Source organism: Massilia sp. CFBP9012 (genome assembly GCF_034045115.1).
Taxonomy (GTDB): domain Bacteria; phylum Pseudomonadota; class Gammaproteobacteria; order Burkholderiales; family Burkholderiaceae_D; genus Telluria.
In genome coordinates, this window is record NZ_JAXCWM010000006.1 from 52,487 (window position 1) to 76,952 (window position 24,466).

A 24,466-nucleotide genomic window follows, 5' to 3' on the forward strand; every position below is an offset into this window, starting at 1 on the left:
GCTCAAGCCGCCCGTTTGTCCGCGTCGGCGTCAGCGCTCGCGTGCGCAGCAGGCGGTGCGCCGTGACCGGCCAGCTTCGCTTCGAGCCGGTTCATCCAGCGCGGCGCGCGCGGGTCGTGACGCCACTGGCCGAGCGCATCCTGCACCTGGCCCAGCAGCGCGTCGGGCAGGCGCAGGGGCCGGGTCTGCTCCATCAGGAAGCGGGTCACCAGGCGGTAGCCGAAGGCGCGCGTGAGCATGCGGCTGATCGAGAAGCCCGGCACCACGAGGCGTACGGTGGCGTCGATGGCGCGCACCAGGGCCAGGCCGCCCGTGAACAGGAGCCGCGACAACAGCGGCTGGCGCTTGTTCAGTCCCAGGTCGGCGCTGGCGTCGCGTCCACACAGGTGGCGCGTGAGCAGGGTCGGGAAGGGCTTGAACAGGCGCAGTTCAATCTCGTCTTCCATGGCGCCCATCAGCGCGGCCGCCAGGGCCGGTCGCGGATCCGGCGCGCGCACCAGATCCCGTCCGTGCGCCTGGATGTCTGCGAACGCCTGCTGCGCCTGGGCCATCGTCTCGGGCATCAGGGAGTGTTCGATGCCGAGCATGTGGCCCAGGACGTTCCAGGCATGCAGGTAGTCTTCCTCGTCCTTGCGCTCCAGGCCCAGTCCCAGCTTGCGCAGGCTGCGCAAGAACACATAGTGGAAGGTGAGCAGGGTATAGGCCAGCTCTTCCTGGTTGCACGGCAGGCCGTTGCGCGCGGTGTCCCAGCCGTGGGCATACAGCGTGTGATAGATGCCGCCTCCGGCGGGCAGGAGCGGGCGCACCGGACCGGCGCCGAGCGAATCCTCGGGCGAACCGCGCAGGATCAGGTGGCGGATGGTGGCGTGGATCAGCCTGACCTTCAGCGCCTGGGCCACGCCGGCGCCCTCACTGGCGGTCAGCCCGCCCGCGAGCATCACGGGGAAGATCATGGCGGCGGTGGCGCGCACCCGGTAGTCGGTATGCGCCTCGAGCTGGCCGGCCGCGTGCAGCACGGCCGACAGGTCGGGCAGCACATAGCACTCGGGCAGGCTGGCGCAGAACAGCAGCGTGCAGGACAGCATGCTCATGTCCATGAACAGGCTTTCCGCGCGCGCGATACGGTCCGGCTCGGCCCACGCGGGCAGGGCCAGGCAGGCGGCCAGGTAGTCCTTCAGCGCCGCCGCGGCGCGCGGATCGAGGCCGGGCCCCGGCTGCCAGTGCGCCAGGCCGCCATTGCTGTCCCAGCGCGCCAGCTCGCGATTGACCGCGGCGATGCGTTCGGCAAGCTCCTGCGGCCCGTCGGCGCCTGCAAGCATGCCGGCGACGGCAAGATCGGCGGGCGGATCGGCGCGCATGGACGGCGAAGGCGCGGAAGGCAGATGGGGTGCATCGCGGTGCATATGGTCTCCTGCTACGGCGGTAGGTATCGTTGGAATGCGGCCCCGGATCAGAACCGCAGATCCAGGCGCAAGTCGGCGGTGCGCGGCGCCGTCGGCGTGGCCATGCCGAAGCTGTCGATCAGCGACGGCCGCACCGAGTTCTCCAGATTGCGCACGCGCGCAAGCAGGCTCCAGTTCGCCGCCGCCGGCTGGTAGCGCAGGGTGGCGTCGGTCGTGGTGTGCGCCGGAATGCGGTATTCGAGCAGATTGCTCGGGATCGTGATCGCGTAATCGGCGCTGCGGCGCGAGAACACACCGGCATGCAGCTGCCCGTTCAGCACGTGGAAGCGGTGCTCGTAGCCCAGGGTGTAGACGTGGCTCGGTGCGCGGTCCAGCTTGCGGCCTGCCCAAGACACGCTGGCGTTCGGCTTATAGACCGCGTAATAGGCGTCGAGGAAGGTGGCGCCGTAGCGCAGGCGGCCATTGGCGCCGACCCGCAGTTCGCCCTCCAGTTCCAGGCCGCGCGAGCGGGCCTGGCCGGCATTGCCGGTCAGGATGCGCGGCGCGCCCGAGACGATCGCATTGCTGCTCAGTTGCAGATTGCTGTAGTCGTAGTAGAAGGCGGCGGCATTGAAGCTGAGGCGCCCATCCAGCAGGCGCGACTTGAGGCCGCCCTCCCAGGCGCGCAGTTCCTCGGGCTGGTAATACAGGTAGTCCGGCGCGACCGCGGCAGCGGCCGGGCAGGCGACACCACCAACGTCGGCGCCGGCCACGCAGCCGTCATTGAAGCCGCCGGCCTTGTAGCCGGTCGCCAGGCTGCCGTACAACAGGGTGCCCGGCGCCAGGTCAACTTCGGCGCCCAGGCGCCAGGTGGTGCGCGCGGTGGACAGCTCGGCGGCGTTCGGCAGGCGGCGGTCGGTGGCCGGATTGAATACCGGTCCCTGCTGGAAGTCGGTCGAGCCGACACGGTCCTTGTCGTCCTGGGTGCGGCGCGCGCCGGCCGTCAGGCGCAGCCCGTCCAGCACGCGCCAGGTCAGCTGGCCGAAGACTGCTTTACTTTGCGCCCGGGTATGCAGCGGGAACGAGTAATACGGCGGCAGGCCGACCGGCTGCAGGCCCTGGAAGGCGTACGAGGTGTTCGAGTCTTCGCTGAAATAGTACAAGCCGGCCTGTGCGCTGAGCGGACCGCTGCCATCCGTAGCGATGCGCAACTCGTGCGAGTCCTGCTCGTTGTGGCCGTCGTAGTTATTGACCACGCCGAGGGCGAGCGTGGGGGCCACGCGGTAGTAATAATTCTGGCGGATTGCCTGGTCCAGCTTGCGGTGCGAGCCCAGGTAATACACGGTCGCCGGGCCCAGGTCCCAGCTCAGGTCGGCCGACAGGCCGCGCGCGCGGCGGTCGTGCCAGCCCTGCACCGGGGTCATGTTCGGCGGTTGGAAGCTGTTGGTCAGGCGCTCGTCGGTGGTGCTGTCGCGCCAGACCGGACGGCCGCTGGCCACGCCGGTGAAGAAGTTGGTGTCGGGGACGATGCGGTCATTATTGCCCTCGGTCTCGCCGTGGTCGTAGCGCACCACCAGGGTGGCGTCGCGGTTGAGCTTGAGTTTGCCGCTCAGGCGTGCATCGCGTTCGTCGCGGTCCATGCCGGGACGGTGCGGCGTACCCTGGCCGTTGTTCAGGAATGGGTCCTGGCGCAGCTGGCTCACGGCAGCGCGCAGCGACAACGCCTCGTTGACGGGGACGTTGATCACGCCGTCGACCTTGCGCCGGCCATAGGTGCCGGCTTCGAGGCCCAGCGCGCCTTCGAGGCGGTCGGTCGGAGCATTCGAGATTACGTTGACCAGGCCGGCCGTGGTATTGCGGCCGTACAGCGTTCCCTGCGGGCCGCGCAGCACTTCGATGCGGTCGACGTCGAGCAGGTTGGCGCTCTGGCCGGCCGGACGGGCGATATAGACGCCGTCGAGCATGAAGGCGGCCGACGGGTCGCCCTTGTCGGTGGTGTCGTTGTTGCTGATGCCGCGGATGGTCACGCGCAGGCCCGAGAAGGCCTGGTCGATGTGCACGTTCGGCAGGCGCGGGCCGATGTCGGCCGGACTGATGGCGCCGAGGTCGCGCAACTGCTCGCCGGTGACGACGCTGACTGCGACCGGGGTGCGCGACGCCAGGGACGCGGTGCGCTGGGCGGTGACGACGACTTCCGGCAGGGCCGCGTCATTGTCCTGCGTAGGCGGAATTTGCTGGGCGTGGGCGATGCTGCAGACGATACCGGATACCGCCGCGACCAGCAGCTTCTGCGCTGGGCGGACTTGCATTGCTTTCATGTAGACGACTCCTGTGTAGACCGATGCTTACCCGTCCTGGGTAGAACATCCTCTTATTGTTCTTTTTAGCAAATAAAATTGCGTCAGAGGATGCAAAGTCTGCCAGTCTAGCAGTTCATGTCTGCAGGCAATAGTGCCCAGTAAAGTTATTGAACAAAAGTGCGACCAGAATGCAACGCTGGACGCTGCTTTCTGGTCGAACGATCAATGCGGCAGGTGTGTTTATCTTGCGTAAAACCTATCGCCGTAGCGCGGCCTCAAGCCGCCAACGCTGGTCGCGCCACGGCCGTCGTGCGGCGTGCGGCCGCCGGCGCGCTGACGCCGTGCTCCAGCCGGAAGGTGCCGACCACGGCAGACAACTTCGCCGCGTGGTCGCGCATTGCATCGGCGGCGGCCGCCGCTTCTTCGACCAGGGCCGCGTTCTGCTGAGTGACGCGGTCCATCTCGACGATGGCGGTATTGACCTGCTCGATGCCGGCGCTTTGCTCTTCGCTGGCGGCGGCGATCTCGCCCATGATCACGGTGACCTGCTCGATGCTCTGGACGATCTGCCCCATGGTGGCGCCGGCGCGCGCCACCTGCTGCGTGCCTTGCTGGACCTGGCCGACAGAGTCGTCGATCAGGCTCTTGATCTCTTTGGCGGCGGCCGCCGAGCGGTGGGCCAGGGTGCGCACCTCGCCGGCGACGACCGCGAACCCACGCCCTTGCTCGCCGGCGCGGGCCGCTTCGACCGCTGCATTCAGGGCCAGGATATTGGTCTGGAAGGCGATGCCGTCGATGACGCCGATGATGTCGACGATGCGCTGCGACGAAGCGTCGATGCGGCCCATCGTGCCGACCACCTCGGCCACCATGCGGCCGCCTTCGCCGGCCACGCCGGCTGCGCTGGCCGCCAGGCTGTTGGCGCGGCGCGCATGCTCGGTGTTCTGGCGCACGGTGGAGGTGAGTTCTTCCATCGAGGCGGCGGTTTCTTCGAGCGAGCCGGCCTGCTGTTCGGTGCGGCTCGACAGGTCCTGGTTGCCGCTCGCGATCTCGTCCGAAGCGGTGGCGATGGTGGCGGTGCTGTCGCGCACCTGGCCGACGATGGACGCCAGGCTGCCGTTCATGCGCGACAGCGCCGACATCAGCTGGCCAACCTCGTCGCCGCGCTCGAGCACCTGGCGGCTGAGCTGGCTGGTCAGGTCGCCGCCGGCCACGCGCTCGGCCACCTCGACCGCCTGGCGCAGCGGGGCCGTGATCGAGCGGCTGATGAACCAGGCACAGGCGGCGCCCAGCAGCAGGGCCGCGCCGCCTAGCGTGAACAGGATCACGCGGGTGCTGGCGTAGGACGCCAGAATCGACTGGGCCACGCCGTCGGTGGCGGTGATCTGCATATTGGCGAATTTGTCGACCGTGGCCAGGTAGGACACGGTGCGCGGGCTCAGTTGATTACGGTAGATCTCGTCGATCTGGGTACGGTTGTCTTCCCGCTTGGCCTGGAACAGGGCGTCGCGCGCGGCCATGTAGCCGAGGCGCTCTTCCTTGACGAGCGTGAACTGGTCGCGCACACCGGGGTTGCGCAGCGACTCCTCGATCTCCTTCTGCAGCACGTTGGAACGGCTGGTGATTGCCTGGCGCTTGGGACCGACCACCTCGAGGATGCCGGCGTCGGGAGCGTAATAGACGGTTTCGTTGATGGCGCTGTTGATTTCGATGTTGCGGCGCCACTCGGCGACGCTGCGCTGGTTCTTGATGCTGGTATTGACCAGGCGGTCGGTCAGGTCCGCCGCCGACTGCATGCGCGTCAGGGCGGTGGCGCTCATGGCGAGCAAGAGTACGAGAACAATGGCAAAGCCAAGGCCCAGACGGGCGCCGATATTCAGTTTTTTCACGAGGGTAGTTTCCAGTCTGCTGGGTGACTGCAGGCTGGCCGCGGGCGCGGCCGGACCGGCAGGCGCCGCGCGCGGCGCCATATCGAAGACCCCCAGTATAACCCGCAGAACCGGCAACAAGGTTGCACTGAGGCAAATTTGCAACATGCGTAGTACTACGCATGTTGCAATTGCCAATGCATCAATCGAGATGCGCAAACCGATGGTGTAGCGCAATAATCAAACTCAGGTTGCTTCGCAGCAAAAATGCATGCCGAATCGTCATCGGTAGCGCCGGTCGCGCCAAGTCCTACAGGAAGCGAGGCCGTTCGCCTATTGCCGTCATGCGCCGGGAGGATAAGATGGGTGCCACGTTATTGAACATGAGGAGATCGCCATGTCGACGCACAACGAAGGCAAAGATGTGAAGGGACGCAGCTGGGACCAGGTCACCAACGGCACCACGAGCGCAGCAACCATGGGGGCCGGCTCCACCGGCGAGGTCGGCGCCAGTGCCGAGCGCAAGGATCCGGCCCAGCGCCAGCGCGATGCTGCAATGCAGCAAGGTGGGCAAGGTAGCCAGGCCGGCCGCACCGACGACCTGCTGGCGGGCGGCTCGAACGACGAGCAGTCCGATCGGGGTTTCCAGGGCGGTGACAACCGCCAGTCGGGGCCTACCGGAAATCGTCAGAATGAGGCAGGCGCGTCCGATGCCGAAGACGACGAGTACGACCAGGGGACCGTGCGGCGCAAGCCGTAGTTCGAAGGGCGCGCCAGGCTATATAGCCTGGCGCGTATACCGACATTCATCACATTTTGATAACCAACGGCAAGTTGTGTCAAAATGTGAGGGATGAACCCAGAGCTTACCACTACGTCCACGCTCACGCGCTCGTACCGCGGCCAGTCGCAGGAGCAGCGCCGCGCCGAGCGCCGCAGCCGCCTGATTGCGGGCGCCATCGCCGTCTACGGCGAGCGCGGCTACCAACAGGCGACGGTGAAGGCGGTCTGCGAGGCGGCCGGCCTGACCGAACGTTATTTCTACGAGTCTTTCGCCAATAGCGAAGCGCTGCTGATCGATTCCTACAATGCTGTCACCTACGGCGTGCTGGGCGAGATCCTGCGCGCGGGCGAGGCGGCCGGGCGCGGCCAGGTGGCGCGCTCGCTCGCAATGCTGCACGCGTATTTCGCGGCCCTGCAGCGCGAGCCGCAGTCGGCGCGCGTGTTCCTGGTCGAGATTCGGGGCGTGAGCCGCGCCGTGGACCAGGCGTTCGATGCTTCGCTGCGCGCGATCGGCCGCGAAGTCGCGCGCGTGATGGGGGCCGACGCCGTGCAAGACGAGTTGCTGCAGGCGGGGGTGATCGGGGGTGTGATCCACATTGCCCTGCGCTGGATCGAGGATGGCTACCAGCCGCCGATCGAGCGCGCGGTCGATACAGCGCTGCGCCTGGGCACGGCGCTGGCCGCGCCGCCGCGTACCCGCCGCCGGCCTGCATGAGCCAGAACGCCGCCCCATGTGGGGCGGCGCATCATGCTCAGATGTGCAGGGCGTGGCCGAGCGCGCGCAGCGCAGCTTCCTGCACCGCCTCGCCCAGCGTCGGGTGGGCGTGGATCGTACGGGCGACGTCTTCCAGCTGGGCGCCCAGCTCGATCGACTGGGTGAAGCCGGCCGCCAGTTCCGACACGCCGACACCCACCGCCTGCCAGCCCAGGATCAGGTGGTTGTCCTTGCGCGCAACCACGCGCACGAAGCCGTCCGTACTCTCGATCGTCATCGCCCGACCATTGGCGCTGAACGGGAAGCTGGCCTGGATGGCGTCGATGCCAGCCGCCTGCGCCTCGGATGGCGACATGCCGGCCACCACGATCTCGGGATCGGTGTAGCACACCGCCGGAATCGCCGCCGGCTGGAACCAGCGGCGCTTGCCGGCGATGATCTCGGCCACCATCTCGCCCTGGGCCATGGCGCGGTGGGCCAGCATCGGCTCGCCCGTGAGGTCGCCGATCGCCCACACATTGCGCATCGAGGTGCGGCATTGTTCGTCGACCTTGATCGCGCGGCCCGCCATGTCGAGCATCAGGTTTTCCAGGCCCCAGCCGGTGGTCGCCGGCTTGCGGCCGACGGCCACCAGCACCTTGTCGGCTTCCAGATAGGCCTCGACGCCGGAAGCGTCGCGCACCTTGACCTGTTCACCTTCCATGCCCAGTACCGACGTCGCCAGGCGCAGCTCGACGCCAAGGCGCTCGAGCGACTTGGCCACCGGCTTGACCAGTTCGGTGTCATAGGCCGGCAGGATGCGCTCGGCCGCCTCGACCACCGTCACCTGGCTGCCCAGCTTGCGGTATGCCGTGCCCAGCTCCAGGCCGATGTAGCCGGCGCCCACCACCACCAGGCGGCGCGGCACGCTGTCCTGCGACAGCGCCTCGGTCGACGAGATCACCGGTCCGCCGAAGGGCATGAAGGGCAGCTCGACGGCCTGCGAACCGCTGGCCAGCAGCAGGTGCTCGCAACGGATGCGCACCGTTTCCTGGCCGTCGGCCTCGACTTCGACGGTCTTGCCGTCCAGGACCTTGGCCCAGCCGTGCACCACGCGCACGCCCTGCTTCTTGAGCAGGGCGCCGACGCCGCCGGTCAGGCGCTTGACGATGCCGTCCTTCCAGGCCACGGTGCGCGCCAGGTCAATCCTTGGATTCTCGACGCTGATGCCCAGCGGCGACTCCTGCGCCGCGTAGGTGGCACTCTTGTGGTACTCGTCGGCCGCGTGGATCAGCGCCTTCGACGGGATGCAGCCGATGTTCAGGCAGGTGCCGCCGGGGTTCGCGCCCTCGACCACGATGGCCGGGATGCCGAGCTGGCCGGCGCGGATGCCGGCCACGTAGCCGCCGGGGCCGCCGCCGATGATGAGCAGTGTAGTATTGATCGTCTCCATCGGCTCACTCCACGAACAGGGTTGCGGGGAATTCGAGGTAGCCCCGGATCGCCTGCACGAACTGGGCCGCCACCATGCCGTCGATGACGCGATGGTCGAACGAGGACGACAGGTTCATCATCTTGCGCGCCACCATGGCGCCATCCCGGATCACCGGGCGGTCGACGATGCGGTTGACGCCAACGATGGCCACTTCCGGGCGGTTGATCACCGGCGTGGTCACGATGCCGCCCAGCGCGCCGAGGCTGGTGATCGTAATGGTGGAGCCGGTCAGTTCGTCGCGGGTGGCCTTGCCGGTGCGCGCGGCGTCGGCCAGGCGCGAAATCTCGGCCGCGCTCGACCACGGGTCGCGCGATTCGGCGTGGCGCACCACCGGCACCATCAGGCCGTTGTCGGTCTGGGCCGCGATGCCGATGTGGGCCGCGTCATAGGTGGTGAGCAGGTTCTTGTCGTCGTCGTAGCGCGCGCTCATCATCGGATAGCTGCGCAGGGCCAGCACCACCGCGCGCATCAGCAGCGGCAGCAGGGTCAGCTTGCCTCTTTCCGCTCCATACCGGGCGTTCAGTTGCAGGCGCAGCGCTTCGAGTTCGGTGACGTCGACTTCTTCGACATAGGTGAAGTGCGGGATGTTGCGCTTGGCTTCCTGCATCTTCTCGGCGATCTTGCGGCGCAGGCCGATCACTTGCGTCGCATGTTCGCCATGCTGCTCGGCGTAGCGTTCGTCGGGGCCGCCATTGGCCGCGCCGCCGCGGTGGCCGGCCACGTGGGCGTCCAGGTCGGCGTGGGTGATGCGACCCGCCGGGCCGCTGCCGGCCACGAACTGCAGCTCGACGCCCAAGTCCCAGGCGCGTTGGCGCACGGCCGGCGGGGCCAGCGGCTTTTCGCCTTCGGCGCGCAACTGGGGCGCGCCCTTCGACACGGGCGCTGGACGCGCGGCCGGCGCGGGCCTGGAGGCAGGGGCAGGCGCTACTGCGGATGCTTCATTGGCTGCCACGGCTGCGAGCTGCGGCTCGGCGACTTCTTCGGCCGGTGCGGTGGCGGCAACCGTCCTGGCCGGTTCCTGGCTGGCCGCGCCCTTGTCCTTCAGGTTGCCGGCGCCTGCGACTTCGAGGCGGATCAGTTCCGCGCCCACCGCCAGCGACTGGCCGATCGCGCCACCCAGGCTGGTGATGGTGCCCGCGACCGGCGACGGAATCTCGACCGTTGCCTTGTCGGTCATGACGTCGGCCAGCACCTGGTCTTCCTTGACGACGTCGCCCGGTTGAACGTGCCAGGCGACGACTTCGACTTCGGCGATGCCTTCGCCGAGGTCAGGCATCTTGATAACGTGAATACCCATTGAATCAACCCTCCATCACGCGTTTCAGGGCCGCGCCGACACGGTCGGGCCCCGGGAAATAAGCCCACTCCTGCGCATGCGGATACGGGGTGTCCCAGCCGGCGACGCGCCCGATCGGCGCCTCCAGCTGGTAGAAGCAGTGTTCCTGCACCAGCGCCGCCAGTTCGGCGCCGAAGCCGCTGGTCTGCGTCGCTTCGTGCACGATCACGCAGCGGCCGGTCTTCTTGACCGAGTCAACGATGGTGCCCAAGTCGAGCGGCCAGATGCTGCGCAGGTCGATGACTTCGGCATCGACGCCCGATTCGCGCGCCGCCGCTTCGGCGACCCAGACCATGGTGCCGTAGGCCAGCACGGTGACGTCGTTGCCGGGGCGGACGATGGCAGCTTTATCCAGCTCGACGGTGTAGTAACCCGTTGGGACGTCGCCCTTCGGATGGCCGGACCAGGGCACGACCGGACGGTCGTGGTGGCCGTCAAAAGGACCATTGTAAAGACGTTTAGGTTCCAGGAAGATCACCGGATCGTCGTTCTCGATCGAGGCGATCAAGAGGCCCTTGGCGTCGTAGGGGTTGGAGGGCATCACGGTGCGCAGGCCGCACACGTGGGTGAAGAAAGCCTCCGGGCTCTGGCTATGGGTCTGGCCGCCGTAGATGCCGCCGCCGCAAGGCATGCGGATCACCATCGACGCGGTGAACTCGCCGGCCGAGCGGTAGCGCAGGCGCGCCGCCTCGGACACGATCTGGTCGGTCGCCGGATAAAAATAATCGGCGAACTGGATCTCGACCACGGGGCGCAGGCCATAGGCGGCCATGCCGACCGCGGTGCCGACGATGCCGCCTTCCGAGATCGGCGCGTCGAACACGCGCGACTTGCCGTATTTCGCTTGTAGCCCATCCGTGACGCGGAACACGCCCCCAAAGTAGCCCACGTCCTGGCCATACACCACGACGTTGCCGTCGCGTTCCATCATCACATCCATGGCCGAGCGCAGTGCCTGGATCATGGTCATCGGCATCGTTGCGATGTCCTTCGGTTGATCGTCTCGTGCCATCTTATACTCCCAACTGCTGACGCTGACGGCGCAGGTGCTCCGGCATGTCTTTATAAACGTCTTCGAACATGGTCGCGGCGCTCGGCGCGCGCTCGTCGCCCAGGGTGCCGTAGCTTTCGGCTTCCTTCTGCGCGGCCAGCACTTCGGCTTCGAGTTCGGCCTGCACGGCCTCGTGTTCGGCATCCGACCACCAGCCCAGATTGCTCAGGTACTGGCGCAGGCGGGCGATCGGGTCGCCCAGCGGGAAGCGGGCATAGTCGTCGGCCGGGCGGTAGCGCGAAGGATCGTCCGAGGTCGAGTGCGGGCCGGCGCGGTAGGTGACCCATTCGATCAGGGTCGGACCGAGGTTGCCGCGGGCGCGTTCTGCGGCCCAGCGCGAGGCCGACAGCACGGCCAAAAAGTCATTGCCGTCCACGCGCAGCGAGGCGATGCCGCTGCCGATGCCGCGGGTGGCGAAGGTCACGCTCTCGCCGCCGGCGAGCGCCTGGAAGCTCGAGATCGCCCACTGGTTATTGACCACGTTGAGGATGACCGGCGCGCGGTACACATGGGCAAAGGTGAGGGCAGTCGAGAAATCGGATTCCGCGGTGGCGCCGTCGCCGATCCAGGCCGAAGCGATCTTGGTATCGCCCTTGATCGCGGATGCCATGGCCCAGCCCACGGCTTGCGGGTACTGGGTGGCGAGGTTGCCCGAAATGGTAAAGAAGCCGGCCTCGCGCACCGAGTACATCACCGGCAGCTGGCGGCCCTTGAGCGGATCGCGCTCATTGGACAGCAGCTGGCAGATCATGTCGACCAGGGGCACCTGGCGCGCCATCAGGAGGCTTTGCTGGCGGTAGGTGGGGAAATTCATGTCGCCGTCCTGCAGCGCGAGGGCGTGGGCGGTGCCGATCGCCTCCTCGCCGAGCGAGATCATGTAGAACGACATCTTCTTCTGGCGCTGGGCGATCACCATGCGCGCATCGAAGATGCGGGTCTTCATCATGGTGCGCAGGCCGAAGCGCAGCAGGTCGCGGTCGGGTTCCTCGGCCCAGGGGCCGACGGCATTGCCGTGCTCGTCGAGCACGCGGATCAGTTGTTGGGCGATGTCGCTTGTCTCCAATGGCGCGACATCGATCGGTGGACGCCGGACCGAACCGGCAGCGCTCACCTGGAGGAACGAAAAATCAGTCTTGCAGCCCGGGCGGCCGGTAGGCTCCGGTACGTGCAGCGACAGAGGATTGCTCTGGCTCATATATATGCTTTCCCTTTTGAGGTGTTTTGCAGCAAGAGGCATCATAGACCCTTAGTTGACGTTTACGTCAACTGCGCGAAACTATTTTCATATTGCTTTGCAACATAGCAAGCCGTCGTTTTTTGCCATTGCGATAGGGGTTCCCTGGATTGGCGCGAGGTAGGCTGCTTATGCCGTATGGGTGCGCCGCACAGCGCCGGGTGTAGCGATGACGATAGAGCATCGAACGGACGAGTCGTTGGGCTTGGCTAAACGGATGCGATGACATACGTGGCTGGGCGGCGTTTGGCCGCATTCGTCGCGTGATACTGCATTTCGTCGCAAAAGCCATGCCGTCCAGCAAGTGTGGCGCTAGCATGCATTCGTTCCGGATGAGGTAACCGGCAAGATCATTGAAAGCACGCATGCATCGACGACTGCTGTCCACGATTTCCCGACTCCGCCCGCTCCTGGCGACGTTGGTCCTTGCCTGTGGACCGGTGACGGCGGCGGATGGCGCGCCGCCACCCATCAGCGCGGCGCAGTTTCGCGAAGATATCGCCTTCGTCCGCGCCATGATCGCGCGCATGCACCCGGATCCCGGCTTCTCGACCGATCCGGCGGCCGTGCACCGCGTGCTCGACCGAATGGCGCACGATGCGCCGCCCGCGCTCACGCGCGACGAAGCGTGGCAACGGCTTGCCTCGGTCAATGCGCTGCTGGCCGACGGTCATTTCGTGATCGGCTATCCGGACTGGCGCAAGGAAACGCGTGCGTGGCTGGCGCAGGGCGGCGGCCTGTTTCCGATGGAGGTGAACGTCGAACCGGATGGCGCGCTCTATCTGTCAGCAACGCCGACCCGCGTCGTCTCCGTCAATGGCGTGGCCGCAGCGGAACTCGTGTCGACCCTGTCGTCCCTGGTGCACGGCGATACGCCGCGCTTCCGGGCGAACCTGCTGGGCCAGCGCTGGTGGCTGTACTACTGGAAGAGGTTTGGCGCTCCCGAGACCTACGAACTGGTGCTGGAAGAGGAGGGCGTGCGGCGCACCGTGACCATGTCCGCTCGGCGGTTGCTACCGCGCGTCCTGGAACAGGAGGCGCGGCAACCCTTCGATCTCGCCATTGGGCGGGATGGCCAGGCGGTGCTGACAGTCGACACTTTCAACATGGCCGATCCCGCGCCATTCCTGGCATTTACGCGCGACGCCTTCGCCCGCATCCGCGCGCAGGGCGTGACCAGCCTGGTAATCGACATCAGCAAGAACGGTGGAGGGGACGATGCCGTGTGGCTGGAGGGCCTGATGCCCTACCTCGCGACACAACCCTATCGGACCGGCTCGACCTTCCGCGGCTTGACGCGCGCGCCGGCGGGCGCCCCCGCCAAGCCGATGCATGGCGAAATCGAAACCTGGCGCCAACCCCAGCCAGGCAATTCCCTGCGATTCGAGGGCAAGACCGAGGTCCGGATCGGGCCCGCGACCTACTCGTCGGCCGTCCTGTTCGCCAACGTCATGCGCGATTTCGGCTTCGCCACGCTGGTCGGCGCCGGCGGTGCTGCCCGCCAGACCCAGTCCGGCGGCGTGCGCGACGCCAGGCTGCCGCATTCAGGCCTCGCGATCACCTTACCGCGCTTTATCCTGGATCCACCGGCCGGAGGCAGGCCCGGCGCACTGCTCGAGACGACAGTCCAGACGCGCCGTCAATCCCAGGTAAGCAGTCGATAGTAGGTCAATGCAATGATCGAAAGAATCGCGACAATCCCGATATAGCCCGACCACATCATGAACTTGCCCTCCCAGTTGCCTTCCTTGGCCAGCTGCGAATAATAGGCCCAGGCATTACCGTGCGGATAGGCGTTCTTCTTTCTGTGCTTGTAATCGATGATCGCGTTGGGAATGGCGAGAGCCAGCAAGATCACCGCATAGACAATCTTGACGATGTCCATCAGAGCCCGCCCTCATTCGTCGCTGCGTGAGACGCCCGGGCCGCCGCCCGCCGCTGACGCAGCCAATAGCCACAGCCCAGCACTGCCAGCCACACCGGGATCAGGAATACCGATATGCGCAGCCCGGGAGTCAGCAGCATCACAACCAGGAGCAGCGCGACGAAGCCCAGGCACACGTAATTCGACAGCGGGAACCAGGGGCTGCGGAAGGTGGTCGTCGCGCCGAGCGCTTCCTTGCTGCGGCGAAAGCGCAGGTGGCTCCACGAAATCATGGCCCAGTTCAGGACCAGGGCGGTCGTGGCCAGCGTCATCACCATGCCCAGCGCTTCGCGCGGCAGGAAATAGTTGATCACGATCGCCGAGCCCGTTGCCACCGCCGACACGCCCAGCGCCACCAGCGGCACGCCACGCCGGTTGGTGTACTTCAGCGACGCCGGCGCATTGCCCTGTTCGGCCAGGCCGAACAGCATGCGGCTATTGGCGTAGACGCAGCCGTTATACACCGACAGCGCGGCGGTCAGCACGACCAGGTTGAGAACGTTGGCGACCCAGCCGCTGTCGAGCGCCTGGAAGATCAGCACGAAGGGGCTGCCGCCGGTAACGACCTTCTGCCACGGGTACAGCATCAGGAGCACGGCCAGCGCGCCGATGTAGAAGATCAGGATCCGGTACAGCGCGTTATTGGTGGCGCGCGGGATCGTGCGCGCCGGGTCGTCGGCTTCGGCGGCAGTGATGCCGATCAGTTCCAGGCCGCCGAACGAGAACATGATCACCGCCATCGCCATCGCCAGGCCCGCCACGCCGTGCGGGAAGAAGCCGCCGTGCTGCCACAGATTGGCCACGCCCGCCTCGGGACCGGCGCCGCCGCCGATCAGCAGGTACAGGCCGAACACGATCATGCCGACCACCGCGACCACCTTGATCACGGCGAACCAGAATTCCATTTCGCCGAAGGCCTTCACGTTGAGCAGGCTGATACAGTTGACCAGCACGAAGAAGCCGAGGGCCGAGACCCAGGTCGGCAGGTCCGGGAACCAGTACTGCATATAGATGCCGAGCGCGGTCAGTTCGGCCAGGCTGACCAGGATGTACATCACCCAGTAATTCCAGCCCGAGGCGAAGCCGGCCCAGCGTCCACAATACTTGTCGGCGAAGTGGCTGAAGGAGCCGGCCACCGGCTCGTCGACGATCATCTCGCCCAGCTGGCGCATGATCAGGAAGGCGACCGCGCCGGCGATCGCATAGCCCAGCAGCACCGAGGGGCCGGCCATCTGGATGGTCGAGGCGATGCCGAGGAACAGGCCGGTGCCGATGGCGCCGCCAAGGGCGATCAGCTGGATGTGGCGGTTCTTTAGCCCGCGCTTGAGTTCGTTGTGCCCGTCGGCCATGGTCCGTCTCTTGGTCTTGCCAGAAAGACAGGGATTCTACTGCATCCTTTGGGTCAGGCAAACCTGCGCCACGAAGTAGAGGCGCGGGCTATGCTGTCAGTAACGGCATGTCGCCGACCACCATCAAGGAGAAATTATGCGCAAGATGATCATGATGGCCCTGGCCGGGCTGATCTGGAAACAGTTTCAAACCAAGGTAATGAAGCGTCCGCCAACGCCCAAACGCACCTGGCGCTACTAATACATCACACGCTGTGCGGCAGGCCGAGATTGCGGTTTGCCGGCACGGCGACATCCATCATCCGCGGGCGCGGCAGGTCGAGCGCCGCCATCAGGGCAACGAAATCCTCGCGGCTGCGGTTGGCCAGGCGCGCATTGTGGCGCCGCTCCCAGCCGATGGTCGATACCGACTGGCCCTTGTAATCATGGCCCGGCCACACCCGCACATGGTCGTCCAGGACGAACAGCTTGCGGGTGACGCTGTCGTACAGGCTGTCCGAACTCCCGCTCTGGAAGTCGGTACGGCCGCAGCCGTCGATCAACAGGGTATCGCCCGTAAACAGATTGCCGCGCCACAGATAGCACATGCTGCCTGCCGTGTGGCCGGGCGTGTGGATCACCGCAATGTGCTCGTGCAGGCCGAAGCGGATCTGGTCGCCGTCCTGCAACTGCACTTCGGCCGGCGGGATGTCGCAACCGCTCGGCACGCAGGCCTTAGCCCCCGTGTGCTCGCGCAGGCGACCGGCCGAGGTCACGTGGTCGGCATGGGCATGGGTTTCCAGCACGTGGGTCAGGCGCAAGCCGAGGCGCTCGATATGGGCCAGGTCGCGCGTGAAATGGCGGTCGACCGGATCGATGATGACGGCGTCGTAGCTGCCCGGGGCGGCCAGGATATACGTAAACGTCGACGATTCGGCGTCGAACAGCTGGATCGGATTGACTTGCATAGACATCTCCTCGGTTGCCGCGATGTTTTACCACAAGTCGATCAAGGCGGATAGCCTGCTCATGGCTGCAGGCTTGCCAGCTTGTCCCTCAGCGTTGCCTCCGACAGCTCGCCGACGTGACGCAGCCGCAGCTTGCCATCGGCATCGTAGAACAGGGTCGTCGGATAGCCGGCGGCGCCGGTTCGCGCCGCCAGCTGCCCAGCCGGATCGATCACCACGTTCTGCAGGCGCAGCTGCTGGGTGGCCAAAAAGCGCCGCACCGCCGCGCCTGACTCGCCCTGGTTGACGAACACGAAACCGATGTCCGGATTCGCCGCCTGCGCCGCCTGCATGGCGGGCATCTCGCGCCGGCAGGGCGGACACCAGGTGGCCCACAGGTTGACCACCAGCGGCCTGCCGCCCAGGCTGCGCAGCGCCACCTCGCTGCCATCGAGCTGGCGCACCATCAGGTTGGGCAAGGGCGGCCGTGGTGGCGCCAGCGCCTGGGCGGCCAGCAGGCCGCCGATCCAGACCGCGCCGCCGGCCAGGACACTGGCCAGCAGCGGGCGGCGCAGCTCGGCGCGGCGCCGGGTCAGCTCGGCGCCGATCACACAGGCGACGACCAGGCCAGCCACCGGTTCGAAGCCACCGTCGCGGATGTCCAGCGCGCTCCATGGCGCCTTGACGTAGATGTCGTGGTGCTTGAGCACGAACACGGCGCGCGCGGCGACGAAGCCCGCCACGATCATCCGCCACAGCACGATGCCGGCGTCGAAGCCGCGCCGGCGGCGCAGCCAGTCGGCCGTGGTGGTGGCCGCCAGCAGGGCGAGCACGACCAGAGCGGCCGATAGCGGAATGATGAGGGGGCCAAGCCTGACGACGTCCATGCTGCTCCTTGTGCGATGCAAAGCACAAGTATACGTGCTCGCCGGGCGCGGCGTGCTAGCTGATGTTCAGGCCTCTTCGGCGACCGGCTGCGGCGCGGGCAAGCGGTCCACCAGGATGCGGTCAATGCGGTTTCCGTCCATGTCGACCACCTCGATCCGGTAGCCGCCCCATTCGAAGAATTCGGAGGTCTTGGGGATGTAGCCGAACTGGTACAGCACGAAGCCGGCCAGCGTGTGGTACGCCCCCGTCCCTTCATCCGGGAAGCGCACGTCGGTATTCATCAGGTCGCGGAAGCGGTCGAGATCCACGCCGCCGTCGAGCAGCCAGCTGCCGTCCTGGCGCTGCACCGCGTCGGGATCGTTCTCTTCGCCGATCACGGTGACGTCGCCCACCAGGGCGCTCATCACGTCGGACAGGGTGACCATGCCCTGGATGTCGCCGTACTCGTCGACGATCAGGGCCAGTTCGGCGCGGTTCTTCTTGAACAGCTCGAGCAGCACCATCGCGCTCACGGTCTCGGGCACGAACAGGATATCCGACACCGCATGCTCGATATTGACCGCCTCGAGCGAGCCATGGCGCACCGACTGCGCCAGCAGGTCGCGCACCTTCACGTAACCCAGGATCTGGGCGCGGTCGCCGCGGTACACGGGGAAGCGGCTGTAGGTATGGCAACTGATGAGTTCCAGGGTGCTGCGCCGCTCGGCGTCGAGGTCGATCATGACCAGGTCGACCCGCGGCGTCATGAGGGCCTTCAGGTGGCGGTCGTCCAGGCGCAGGGCACGCGAGACGATGTCGTATTCGGTCTTCTCGAACAGGCCGGCGTCGGTGCCTTCCTTGAACATGCCGGCGATGTCTTCCTCGGTCGGCGCGTCTTCCTTGGCGTCGTGGATGCCGAACAGGCGCACGATCGCCTCGGTGGTGAGCGACAGCACCTTGACGAACGGCGACATGATCACCGAGAGCATGTTCAGCGGCGGCGCGATCAGGGTCGCCATCGTTTCCGGATGGCGCATCGCGATCCGCTTCGGGACCAGCTCGCCCAGAACAATCGAGACGAAGGTGATGCCCAGCACCACCACGAACAGCGCGATCTCGTAGGCATAGGGCGCCAGGAAGCCGACGGTCTCGATCTGCGGCGTCAGGCGCGACACCAGCGAGGCTTCGCCGAAGGCGCCGGTGAAGATGCCGATCAGGGTGATGCCCACCTGGACGGTGGACAGGAAATGGCTGGGATTGTCGGCCAGCGCGATCGCGGCGCGGGCGCCGCGGCTGCCTTCGTCGGCGCGCCGCTCCAGGCGCATGCGCTTGGCCGAAACGAGCGCGAGTTCGCTCATCGCGAACACCCCGTTCAGGAGGATCAGAACGAGGATGATCAATATGTCTGACATGCTGGGCGCTTGCCCCATGACCGGTCATGCCGGGCCGTGGCCGGGCAGGCCACCATGGCCTGCCCGCGAATCATGGCATAAATGACAAAATCCGGGAACACCGCAGCGTGTGCTGCGCGCTTGGCTACCGGCTCACGGCTCCAGGCGGAAGTGCTTGCGGATGCCTGCCCAGCACTGCTGGTAATCGCCCTGCAACTGGGGCGAGGCCAGTGCCTGCGCCGTCGGCACCAGGGCGGCGCGGGTCTCGAACATGAAGGCCATGGTGTCGCCCACCTTGTGCGGATGGCCGGTATCGGCGCTGCTGGCCTTGTCGAAGGTGGCGGCGTCCGGGCCATGCCCGCTCATGCAGTTGTGGATGCTGGCGCCGCCCGGCACGAAGCCTTCGGCCTTGGCGTCGTAGGCGCCGTGGATCAGGCCCATGAATTCGCTGGCCACGTTGCGGTGGAACCAGGGCGGGCGGAAGGTGTCCTCGGCCGCCAGCCAGCGCGGTGGGAAGATCACGAAGTCGATCGTGTCCACGCCCGGCGTGTCGGACGGTGACTGCAGCACCAGGAAGATCGACGGATCGGGGTGGTCGTAGCTGATCGAGCCGATCGTGTTGAAGTGGCGCAGGTCGTATTTATAGGGCACGTAGTTGCCATGCCAGGCCACGACGTCCAGCGGCGAGTGGCCGATCGGGGCGCGCCACAGGCTGCCACCGAACTTGGTCACCAGCTCGAAATCGCCTTCGAGGTCTTCGTAGCGCGCCGTCGGCGTGAGGAAGTCGCGCGGGTTGGCCAGGCCGTTGGAGCCGAGCGGGCCCAGGTCGGGCAAGCGCAGGAGGGCGCCGAAGTTCTCGCAGATATAGCCGCGCGCCTCGCCGTCGGGGAGCCGCACCTGGAAGCGCACGCCGCGCGGGATCACGGCGATTTCCTGCGGCTCCACCTCGATGAGGCCCAGCTCGGTCGCGATCGACAGCCGGCCCAACTGCGGCACGATCAGGAGTTCGCCGTCCGAGTTATAAAAATAGCGGCCATCCATCGGGCGGTTGGCCGCGTACATATGGATGGCGCAGCCGGTCATCGCCTCCGCCGAGCCGTTGCCAGCCATGGTCACCCAGCCGTCGACGAAGTCGGTCGGCGCGTCCGGCATCGGCAGCGGACTCCAGCGCAGCTGGTTGGGCGGCGCCGGGGTGTCGAAGCGGCCCACCAGGCGCGGCGCGTCCAGGGGAACGAAGCTGCCGTGCACCGCCGCCGGGCGGATGCGGTACAGCCACGAGCGCCGGTTATGGCTGCGCGGGGCGGTGAAGGCGGTGCCGGACAGCTGCTCGGCATACAGGCCATAGGCCACGTGCTGGGGCGAGTTGCGGTGCTGGGGCAGGGCGCCGGGCAGGGCTTCGGTGGCGAACTCGTTGCCGAAACCGCTCATATAGGCTGACGGATGGCCGGGCTCGTGGCTCATGGGGTCTCCTGGACGGTAGATAGTATCTTTGATGGCGCCACTCTAGAATAATCCGCCATGTTTTACGAGATGAATAGAAAAATGTAGACTATTCATATCATAAATATTGCTGTTCGGGCGACCGTCCGGGCGTGGACAATGCGTTTCTATTGCCGGTCCGGCCGGCAGCCCGGGAAATCCATGATCGAAGCACACGATATCGACCTGAATCTGCTGGCCGTGTTCCAGGAGGTATACAGGGAGCGCCAGATCTCATCGGCGGCCCGGCGCCTGGGGCTGTCGCAGTCGGCCGTGAGCAATGCGCTCGCGCGGCTGCGGCGCAGCTTCGGCGACGAGCTGTTCGTGCGCACCGCCAGCGGCATGCAGCCGACCCCGCTGGCGAGCCAGATGGCCGAGCCGATCGGAGCGGCGATGGCGCAGGTGGCGCTGGCGCTGAACCAGCGTAGCCGCTTCGAGCCGGCCACCAGCAACCGGCGCTTCATGCTGGCCATGACCGACGTCGGCGAAGTGTATTTCATGCCGACGCTGATCGAGCGTTGCCGCCAGCTGGCGCCCCAGGTCGAGATCAGTTCGGTGCGGGTGGGGATGTTGTCGCTCAAGGAAGAGATGGAAGGCGGGCGGGTCGACCTGGCGGTGGGCCCGTTCGAGGACGTGTCCGAGGCGCTGTACCAGCGCCATTTGTTCCGCCAGCCGTTCGTGGCGATGTTCCGCAAGGGGCACCCGCTGGCAAAGGGCGAGCTGACCCTGGCGCGCTTCGCGGCGGCCGAACATCTGCTGGTTGACGCCGCCGACAGCCCCTACGACCGGGTGAATGCGGCGCTGGGCAGGGCCGGCATCGGGCAGGCGACCCGCGGGTTTGGGACACGATATAGGGTGCCGCATTTCACGGCAGTGCCGTATATCGTGAGCACCAGCGACCTGGTCGTGACGGTGCCGCAAAAACTGGCCGAGCGCGCGGCCGTGCCGTTCGGGCTCGAATGGGCGACGCCGCCGCTCGACCTACCGCCGCTGCAAACGAATATTTTCTGGCACCGCCGCTTCAACCAGGATCCGGGCAACCAGTGGTTGCGGGGCCTCCTGGCCGACGTGTTCGCCGAAACGTGAGTCAATGACAGTCAACTGAATAAAGGAAGAGACAATGGCAGACCTGTTCGACAATCCAATGGGCCTGATGGGCTTCGAGTTCGTCGAGTTCGCATCGCCCACGCCGGGCGTGCTGGAACCGGTGTTCGAAGCGCTCGGCTTCACCAAGGTCGCGGTGCACCGCTCGAAGGACGTCGTCCTGTTCCGCCAGGGCGGGATCAACTTCATCGTCAACAACGAACCGAAGAGCTACGCGGCCTATTTCGCCGCCGAGCACGGCCCGTCGGCCTGCGGCATGGCCTTCCGCGTCAAGGACGCGCACAAGGCCTATGCGCGTGCGCTCGAGCTGGGCGCCCAGGCGGTCGAGATCCCGACCGGCCCCATGGAATTGCGCCTGCCGGCCATCAAGGGCATCGGCGGCGCGCCGCTGTACCTGATCGACCGCTTCGACGAGGGCGCCAACGTCGGCAAATCGATCTATGACATCGACTTCGAATTCATCGCAGGCGTCGACCGCAACCCGCCGGGCCACGGCCTGTCGATCATCGACCACCTGACCCATAACGTCTACCGCGGCCGCATGTCCTACTGGGCCGGTTTCTACGAGAAGCTGTTCAACTTCCGCGAGATCCGCTACTTCGACATCAAGGGCGAGTACACCGGCCTGACCTCGAAGGCGATGACGGCGCCGGACGGCATGATCCGCATTCCGCTGAACGAAGAAGGAAAAGCGGGCGGCGGCCAGATCGAAGAGTTCCTGATGCAGTTCAACGGCGAAGGCATCCAGCACATCGCCCTGCTGACCGACGACCTGATCGCCACCGTCGACAAGCTGCGCGCCGCCGGCGTGCCGCTGATGGCGCCACCGCCGGACACCTATTACGAGATGCTGGACGAGCGCATCCCGGGCCACGGCCAGGACGCCGACGCCCTGAAGGTGCGCGGTCTGCTGCTCGACGGCGCCGTCAAGGACGGCCATGCGCGCCTGCTGGTGCAGATCTTCGGCGTGCCGCAACTGGGCCCTGTGTTCTTCGAGTTCATCCAGCGCAAGGGCGACGACGGCTTCGGCGAAGGCAACTTCAAAGCCTTGTTCGAGTCGATCGAGCGCGACCAGGTCAAGCGCGGCGCGATCGCCGGGGCGGGGGCCACGGCCGAGGCGTAATATTGCAACCGGCGCCGCGACCCGCGGCGCACGCGCGCGGCGGCGCCGGATTTGCTATCCTGTACACCGTTGGCGGCCCGGGTGGCCGCCTTGTTGTGTCGGGAGTTGGGTATGCTGGCTGCGTTCGCGGTCCTGTTGTTGTTCCAGTGCCTGGGCGAAGGCATCGTATTCGTCTTCCATCTTCCCTTGCCGGGGCCGGTCGCCGGCATGCTGCTGCTGATGGTGGCGCTGCTGGCCATGCCGAAGCTGCAGGCGCTGGTCGAGGGGGCCGCCAATACGCTGCTGTCGCACCTGTCGCTGCTGTTCGTGCCGGCCGGCGTCGGCATCCTGGTCGCCGCCAGCAGCGGCAGCGGCCACTGGATCGCGATCCTGGCCTCGCTCGTGGTCAGCACGGTGCTTGCGCTGGCCGTGACCGGCCTGATCCTGCGCGGGATGGGCGCTGCTCGCAAGGACGGCGATGCCTGATTTCGCCGAGTTCAGCCATTTCTGGGTCTATCTTTCCGCCTCACCCCTGCTGGGCCTGACCATGACCTTGTGCGCCTACCTGGCGGCGCAGCGTATCTTCGTCCTGTGCAAGGCCTCGCCGCTGGCCAATCCGGTGGCGATCGCGGTCGCCCTGGTCGTGGCGGTGCTGTGGCTCACCGGGATGTCGTATGAGCGCTATTTTGCCGGTGCCCAGTTCGTCCACTTCTTGCTGGGCCCGGCCACCGTGGCGCTGGCGGTGCCGCTGGTGCGCCAGCTGCCGCGCCTGCGCCGCGCCGCCTTGCCGCTGGGCGCCGCGCTGCTGGCCGGCAGCGTGACGGCCATCGTGTCGGCCGTGGTGGTGGCGCTGCTGCTGGGCGCGACGCCGGAGCTGGCCTATACGCTGGGGCCGAAGTCGGCCACCTCACCGATCGCGATGGCGGTGTCCGAACGGCTAGGTGGCATTCCGGCGCTGACCGCGGCGCTGGTGATCGGTACCGGCATCTTCGGCGCCGTGTTCGGGCGCTACGTCTTCATGTTGCTGGGTATCCGGTCAGACGCCGCCTGCGGCTTTGCGCTGGGCCTGGCCTCGCACGGCATCGGCACCGCGCGCGCCTTCCAGGTGAGCGCCGAAATGGGCGCCTTTGCCGGGCTGGCGATGGGTTTGAATGGCGCGCTGACGGCGCTGCTGGCCCCGTGGCTGGTGCCGCTCGTGATGGCGTGGATGTCCTGAGGCTACGCTGCGCCGCAACATCGGACGCCGCGTTAAGCTCGCTGCATCAGTCACGATGGAGCGGACTTTGACCACTTACAAGAAGATCAGCCTCGCCATCCAGGGCGGGGGAACCTACGGCGCCTTCGGTTGGGGCGTACTCGACCGGTTGCTGCAAGAGGAAGACCTGCTCATCGATGCCCTGAGCGGCTCGAGCGCCGGCGCCATCAATGCGGTAGTGGTGGCCGACGGCTACGCGCGTGGCGGCGGCCGCGAAGGCGCGCGCCGCGCGCTGGACCGGTTCTGGCGCACCCTTGGCAGCGCTGCTGCCCTGAGTCCGCTGCAACGCACGCCGCTCGACCGCATGGCGCCTACCGTTACCATGGCATTCTCTCCGGTCTACCATCTGCTCGAGATGATGGGCGCGATGATGGGTCCGGTGCGCGAAGGTCCGCTCACCCTCAATCCCTTACGCAACTTCCTTTCCACCATGATCGACTTCGAGCGGGTGCGCGACTGCGAGGAGCTGCAGGTATTCATTGCCGCGACCAATGTGCGGACCGGCACCGGCAAGCTGTTCCGGCGCGAAGAGATGGACGTGCAGCGCCTGGTGGCCTCGGCCTGCCTGCCGACGGTATTCGCAGCGGTCGAGGTCGAGGGCGAGATGTACTGGGACGGCAGTTATGTCGCCAATCCGCCGCTGGAACCGCTGGTGCGACATTCGACCGCGAGCGACCTGATCATCATTCAGAACAATCCGATCGCGCGCAGCGAAATGCCGACCAATATCGCCGACATCGCCAACCGCTCCAACGAGATCGCCTTCAATATCAGCTTCGTGCGCGAGGTCAGCGCCCTGCAATACCTCAATGGGGTTCCCGATGAGCGCCGTGGCGCAGGCGCGGCGTCCAATAACAAGCACCTCCACCTGATCAGCGGAAACGATTTTTGCAGGATCACGGCATCTCAGCCAAGATGAATGCCGA

General features: G+C 66.5%; 21 protein-coding genes. 8 read left to right on the forward strand and 13 right to left on the reverse strand.

Going from position 1 to position 24,466, the window contains the following annotated elements:
- Positions 1-2 precede the first annotated feature (2 nt).
- The 3 genes from SOM61_RS11205 to SOM61_RS11215 all read right to left on the reverse strand — a co-directional run bounded on the left by SOM61_RS11205 (position 3) and on the right by SOM61_RS11215 (position 5,571).
- Positions 3-1,403, reverse strand: a complete 1,401-nt coding sequence (locus SOM61_RS11205) for an oxygenase MpaB family protein (protein WP_320474169.1) — start codon at positions 1,401-1,403, stop codon at positions 3-5.
- A gap of 47 nt (positions 1,404-1,450) precedes the next feature.
- On the reverse strand, positions 1,451-3,700 hold the full coding sequence (locus tag SOM61_RS11210; RefSeq protein WP_320474170.1) for a TonB-dependent receptor: 2,250 nt from the start codon (positions 3,698-3,700) through the stop codon (positions 1,451-1,453).
- 257 nt (positions 3,701-3,957) lie between these two features.
- Positions 3,958-5,571, reverse strand: coding sequence for a methyl-accepting chemotaxis protein (locus tag SOM61_RS11215; RefSeq protein WP_320474171.1), 1,614 nt, complete (start codon positions 5,569-5,571; stop codon positions 3,958-3,960).
- A 376-nt stretch (positions 5,572-5,947) separates the two neighbouring features.
- On the opposite strand from SOM61_RS11215, the gene SOM61_RS11220 reads away from it, so the two are divergent.
- A complete protein-coding gene (locus SOM61_RS11220; RefSeq protein WP_320474172.1) occupies positions 5,948-6,310 on the forward strand; it encodes a hypothetical protein in 363 nt (120 codons plus the stop codon).
- A 93-nt stretch (positions 6,311-6,403) separates the two neighbouring features.
- Positions 6,404-7,048: a TetR/AcrR family transcriptional regulator gene (locus SOM61_RS11225; RefSeq protein WP_320474173.1), complete on the forward strand. Its 645-nt coding sequence runs from the start codon at positions 6,404-6,406 to the stop codon at positions 7,046-7,048.
- Positions 7,049-7,085: 37 nt separating this feature from the next.
- Here the strand turns inward: SOM61_RS11225 and lpdA are convergent, their stop codons facing one another.
- From lpdA to SOM61_RS11245, 4 genes are read right to left on the reverse strand one after another with little or no spacing between them, the layout of a single operon-like run.
- Positions 7,086-8,480, reverse strand: a complete 1,395-nt coding sequence (gene lpdA / locus SOM61_RS11230; RefSeq protein ID WP_320474174.1) for a dihydrolipoyl dehydrogenase — start codon at positions 8,478-8,480, stop codon at positions 7,086-7,088.
- Between the two features lie 4 nt (positions 8,481-8,484).
- A complete protein-coding gene (locus SOM61_RS11235; RefSeq protein WP_320474175.1) occupies positions 8,485-9,819 on the reverse strand; it encodes a dihydrolipoamide acetyltransferase family protein in 1,335 nt (444 codons plus the stop codon).
- A gap of 4 nt (positions 9,820-9,823) precedes the next feature.
- Positions 9,824-10,834: an alpha-ketoacid dehydrogenase subunit beta gene (locus SOM61_RS11240; RefSeq protein ID WP_320474426.1), complete on the reverse strand. Its 1,011-nt coding sequence runs from the start codon at positions 10,832-10,834 to the stop codon at positions 9,824-9,826.
- Between the two features lie 37 nt (positions 10,835-10,871).
- Positions 10,872-12,104, reverse strand: coding sequence for a 3-methyl-2-oxobutanoate dehydrogenase (2-methylpropanoyl-transferring) subunit alpha (locus SOM61_RS11245; RefSeq protein WP_320474176.1), 1,233 nt, complete (start codon positions 12,102-12,104; stop codon positions 10,872-10,874).
- Between the two features lie 404 nt (positions 12,105-12,508).
- Between SOM61_RS11245 and SOM61_RS11250 the strand changes: the two genes are divergently transcribed.
- Positions 12,509-13,807 (forward strand): S41 family peptidase, encoded by a 1,299-nt coding sequence (locus SOM61_RS11250; protein WP_320474177.1) that lies wholly within the window; start codon positions 12,509-12,511, stop codon positions 13,805-13,807.
- Here SOM61_RS11250 and SOM61_RS11255 read toward each other — a convergent pair.
- The 6 genes from SOM61_RS11255 to hmgA all read right to left on the reverse strand — a co-directional run bounded on the left by SOM61_RS11255 (position 13,783) and on the right by hmgA (position 20,061).
- The gene (locus SOM61_RS11255) at positions 13,783-14,028 is read right to left on the reverse strand and encodes a hypothetical protein (RefSeq protein ID WP_320474178.1); all 246 of its coding nucleotides are present in this window, start codon (positions 14,026-14,028) and stop codon (positions 13,783-13,785) included. The genes SOM61_RS11250 and SOM61_RS11255 overlap by 25 nt on opposite strands.
- On the reverse strand, positions 14,028-15,416 hold the full coding sequence (locus tag SOM61_RS11260) for an amino acid permease (protein WP_320474179.1): 1,389 nt from the start codon (positions 15,414-15,416) through the stop codon (positions 14,028-14,030). Before SOM61_RS11260 ends, SOM61_RS11255 begins: the two co-directional genes overlap by 1 nt.
- 245 nt (positions 15,417-15,661) lie before the next feature.
- Positions 15,662-16,363 (reverse strand): MBL fold metallo-hydrolase, encoded by a 702-nt coding sequence (locus SOM61_RS11265; protein ID WP_320474180.1) that lies wholly within the window; start codon positions 16,361-16,363, stop codon positions 15,662-15,664.
- Positions 16,364-16,422: 59 nt separating this feature from the next.
- Positions 16,423-17,229 carry a TlpA disulfide reductase family protein gene (locus tag SOM61_RS11270; RefSeq protein ID WP_320474181.1) on the reverse strand — a complete coding sequence of 269 codons (807 nt, stop codon included), beginning with the start codon at positions 17,227-17,229 and terminating at the stop codon, positions 16,423-16,425.
- Positions 17,230-17,295: 66 nt separating this feature from the next.
- Positions 17,296-18,621, reverse strand: a complete 1,326-nt coding sequence (locus SOM61_RS11275; protein ID WP_320474182.1) for a hemolysin family protein — start codon at positions 18,619-18,621, stop codon at positions 17,296-17,298.
- A 132-nt stretch (positions 18,622-18,753) separates the two neighbouring features.
- Positions 18,754-20,061 carry a homogentisate 1,2-dioxygenase gene (gene hmgA, locus SOM61_RS11280; protein ID WP_320474183.1) on the reverse strand — a complete coding sequence of 436 codons (1,308 nt, stop codon included), beginning with the start codon at positions 20,059-20,061 and terminating at the stop codon, positions 18,754-18,756.
- Positions 20,062-20,241: 180 nt separating this feature from the next.
- On the opposite strand from hmgA, the gene SOM61_RS11285 reads away from it, so the two are divergent.
- The 5 genes from SOM61_RS11285 to SOM61_RS11305 all read left to right on the forward strand — a co-directional run bounded on the left by SOM61_RS11285 (position 20,242) and on the right by SOM61_RS11305 (position 24,459).
- The gene (locus tag SOM61_RS11285; RefSeq protein ID WP_320474184.1) at positions 20,242-21,165 is read left to right on the forward strand and encodes a LysR family transcriptional regulator; all 924 of its coding nucleotides are present in this window, start codon (positions 20,242-20,244) and stop codon (positions 21,163-21,165) included.
- 34 nt (positions 21,166-21,199) lie between these two features.
- Positions 21,200-22,306 (forward strand): 4-hydroxyphenylpyruvate dioxygenase, encoded by a 1,107-nt coding sequence (gene hppD, locus SOM61_RS11290; protein ID WP_320474185.1) that lies wholly within the window; start codon positions 21,200-21,202, stop codon positions 22,304-22,306.
- A 111-nt stretch (positions 22,307-22,417) separates the two neighbouring features.
- Positions 22,418-22,771 (forward strand): CidA/LrgA family protein, encoded by a 354-nt coding sequence (locus SOM61_RS11295; protein ID WP_320474186.1) that lies wholly within the window; start codon positions 22,418-22,420, stop codon positions 22,769-22,771.
- On the forward strand, positions 22,764-23,501 hold the full coding sequence (locus SOM61_RS11300; protein WP_320474187.1) for an LrgB family protein: 738 nt from the start codon (positions 22,764-22,766) through the stop codon (positions 23,499-23,501). Before SOM61_RS11295 ends, SOM61_RS11300 begins: the two co-directional genes overlap by 8 nt.
- Positions 23,502-23,568: 67 nt before the next feature.
- A complete protein-coding gene (locus SOM61_RS11305; protein ID WP_320474188.1) occupies positions 23,569-24,459 on the forward strand; it encodes a patatin-like phospholipase family protein in 891 nt (296 codons plus the stop codon).
- The last annotated feature ends 7 nt before the right edge of the window (positions 24,460-24,466 follow it).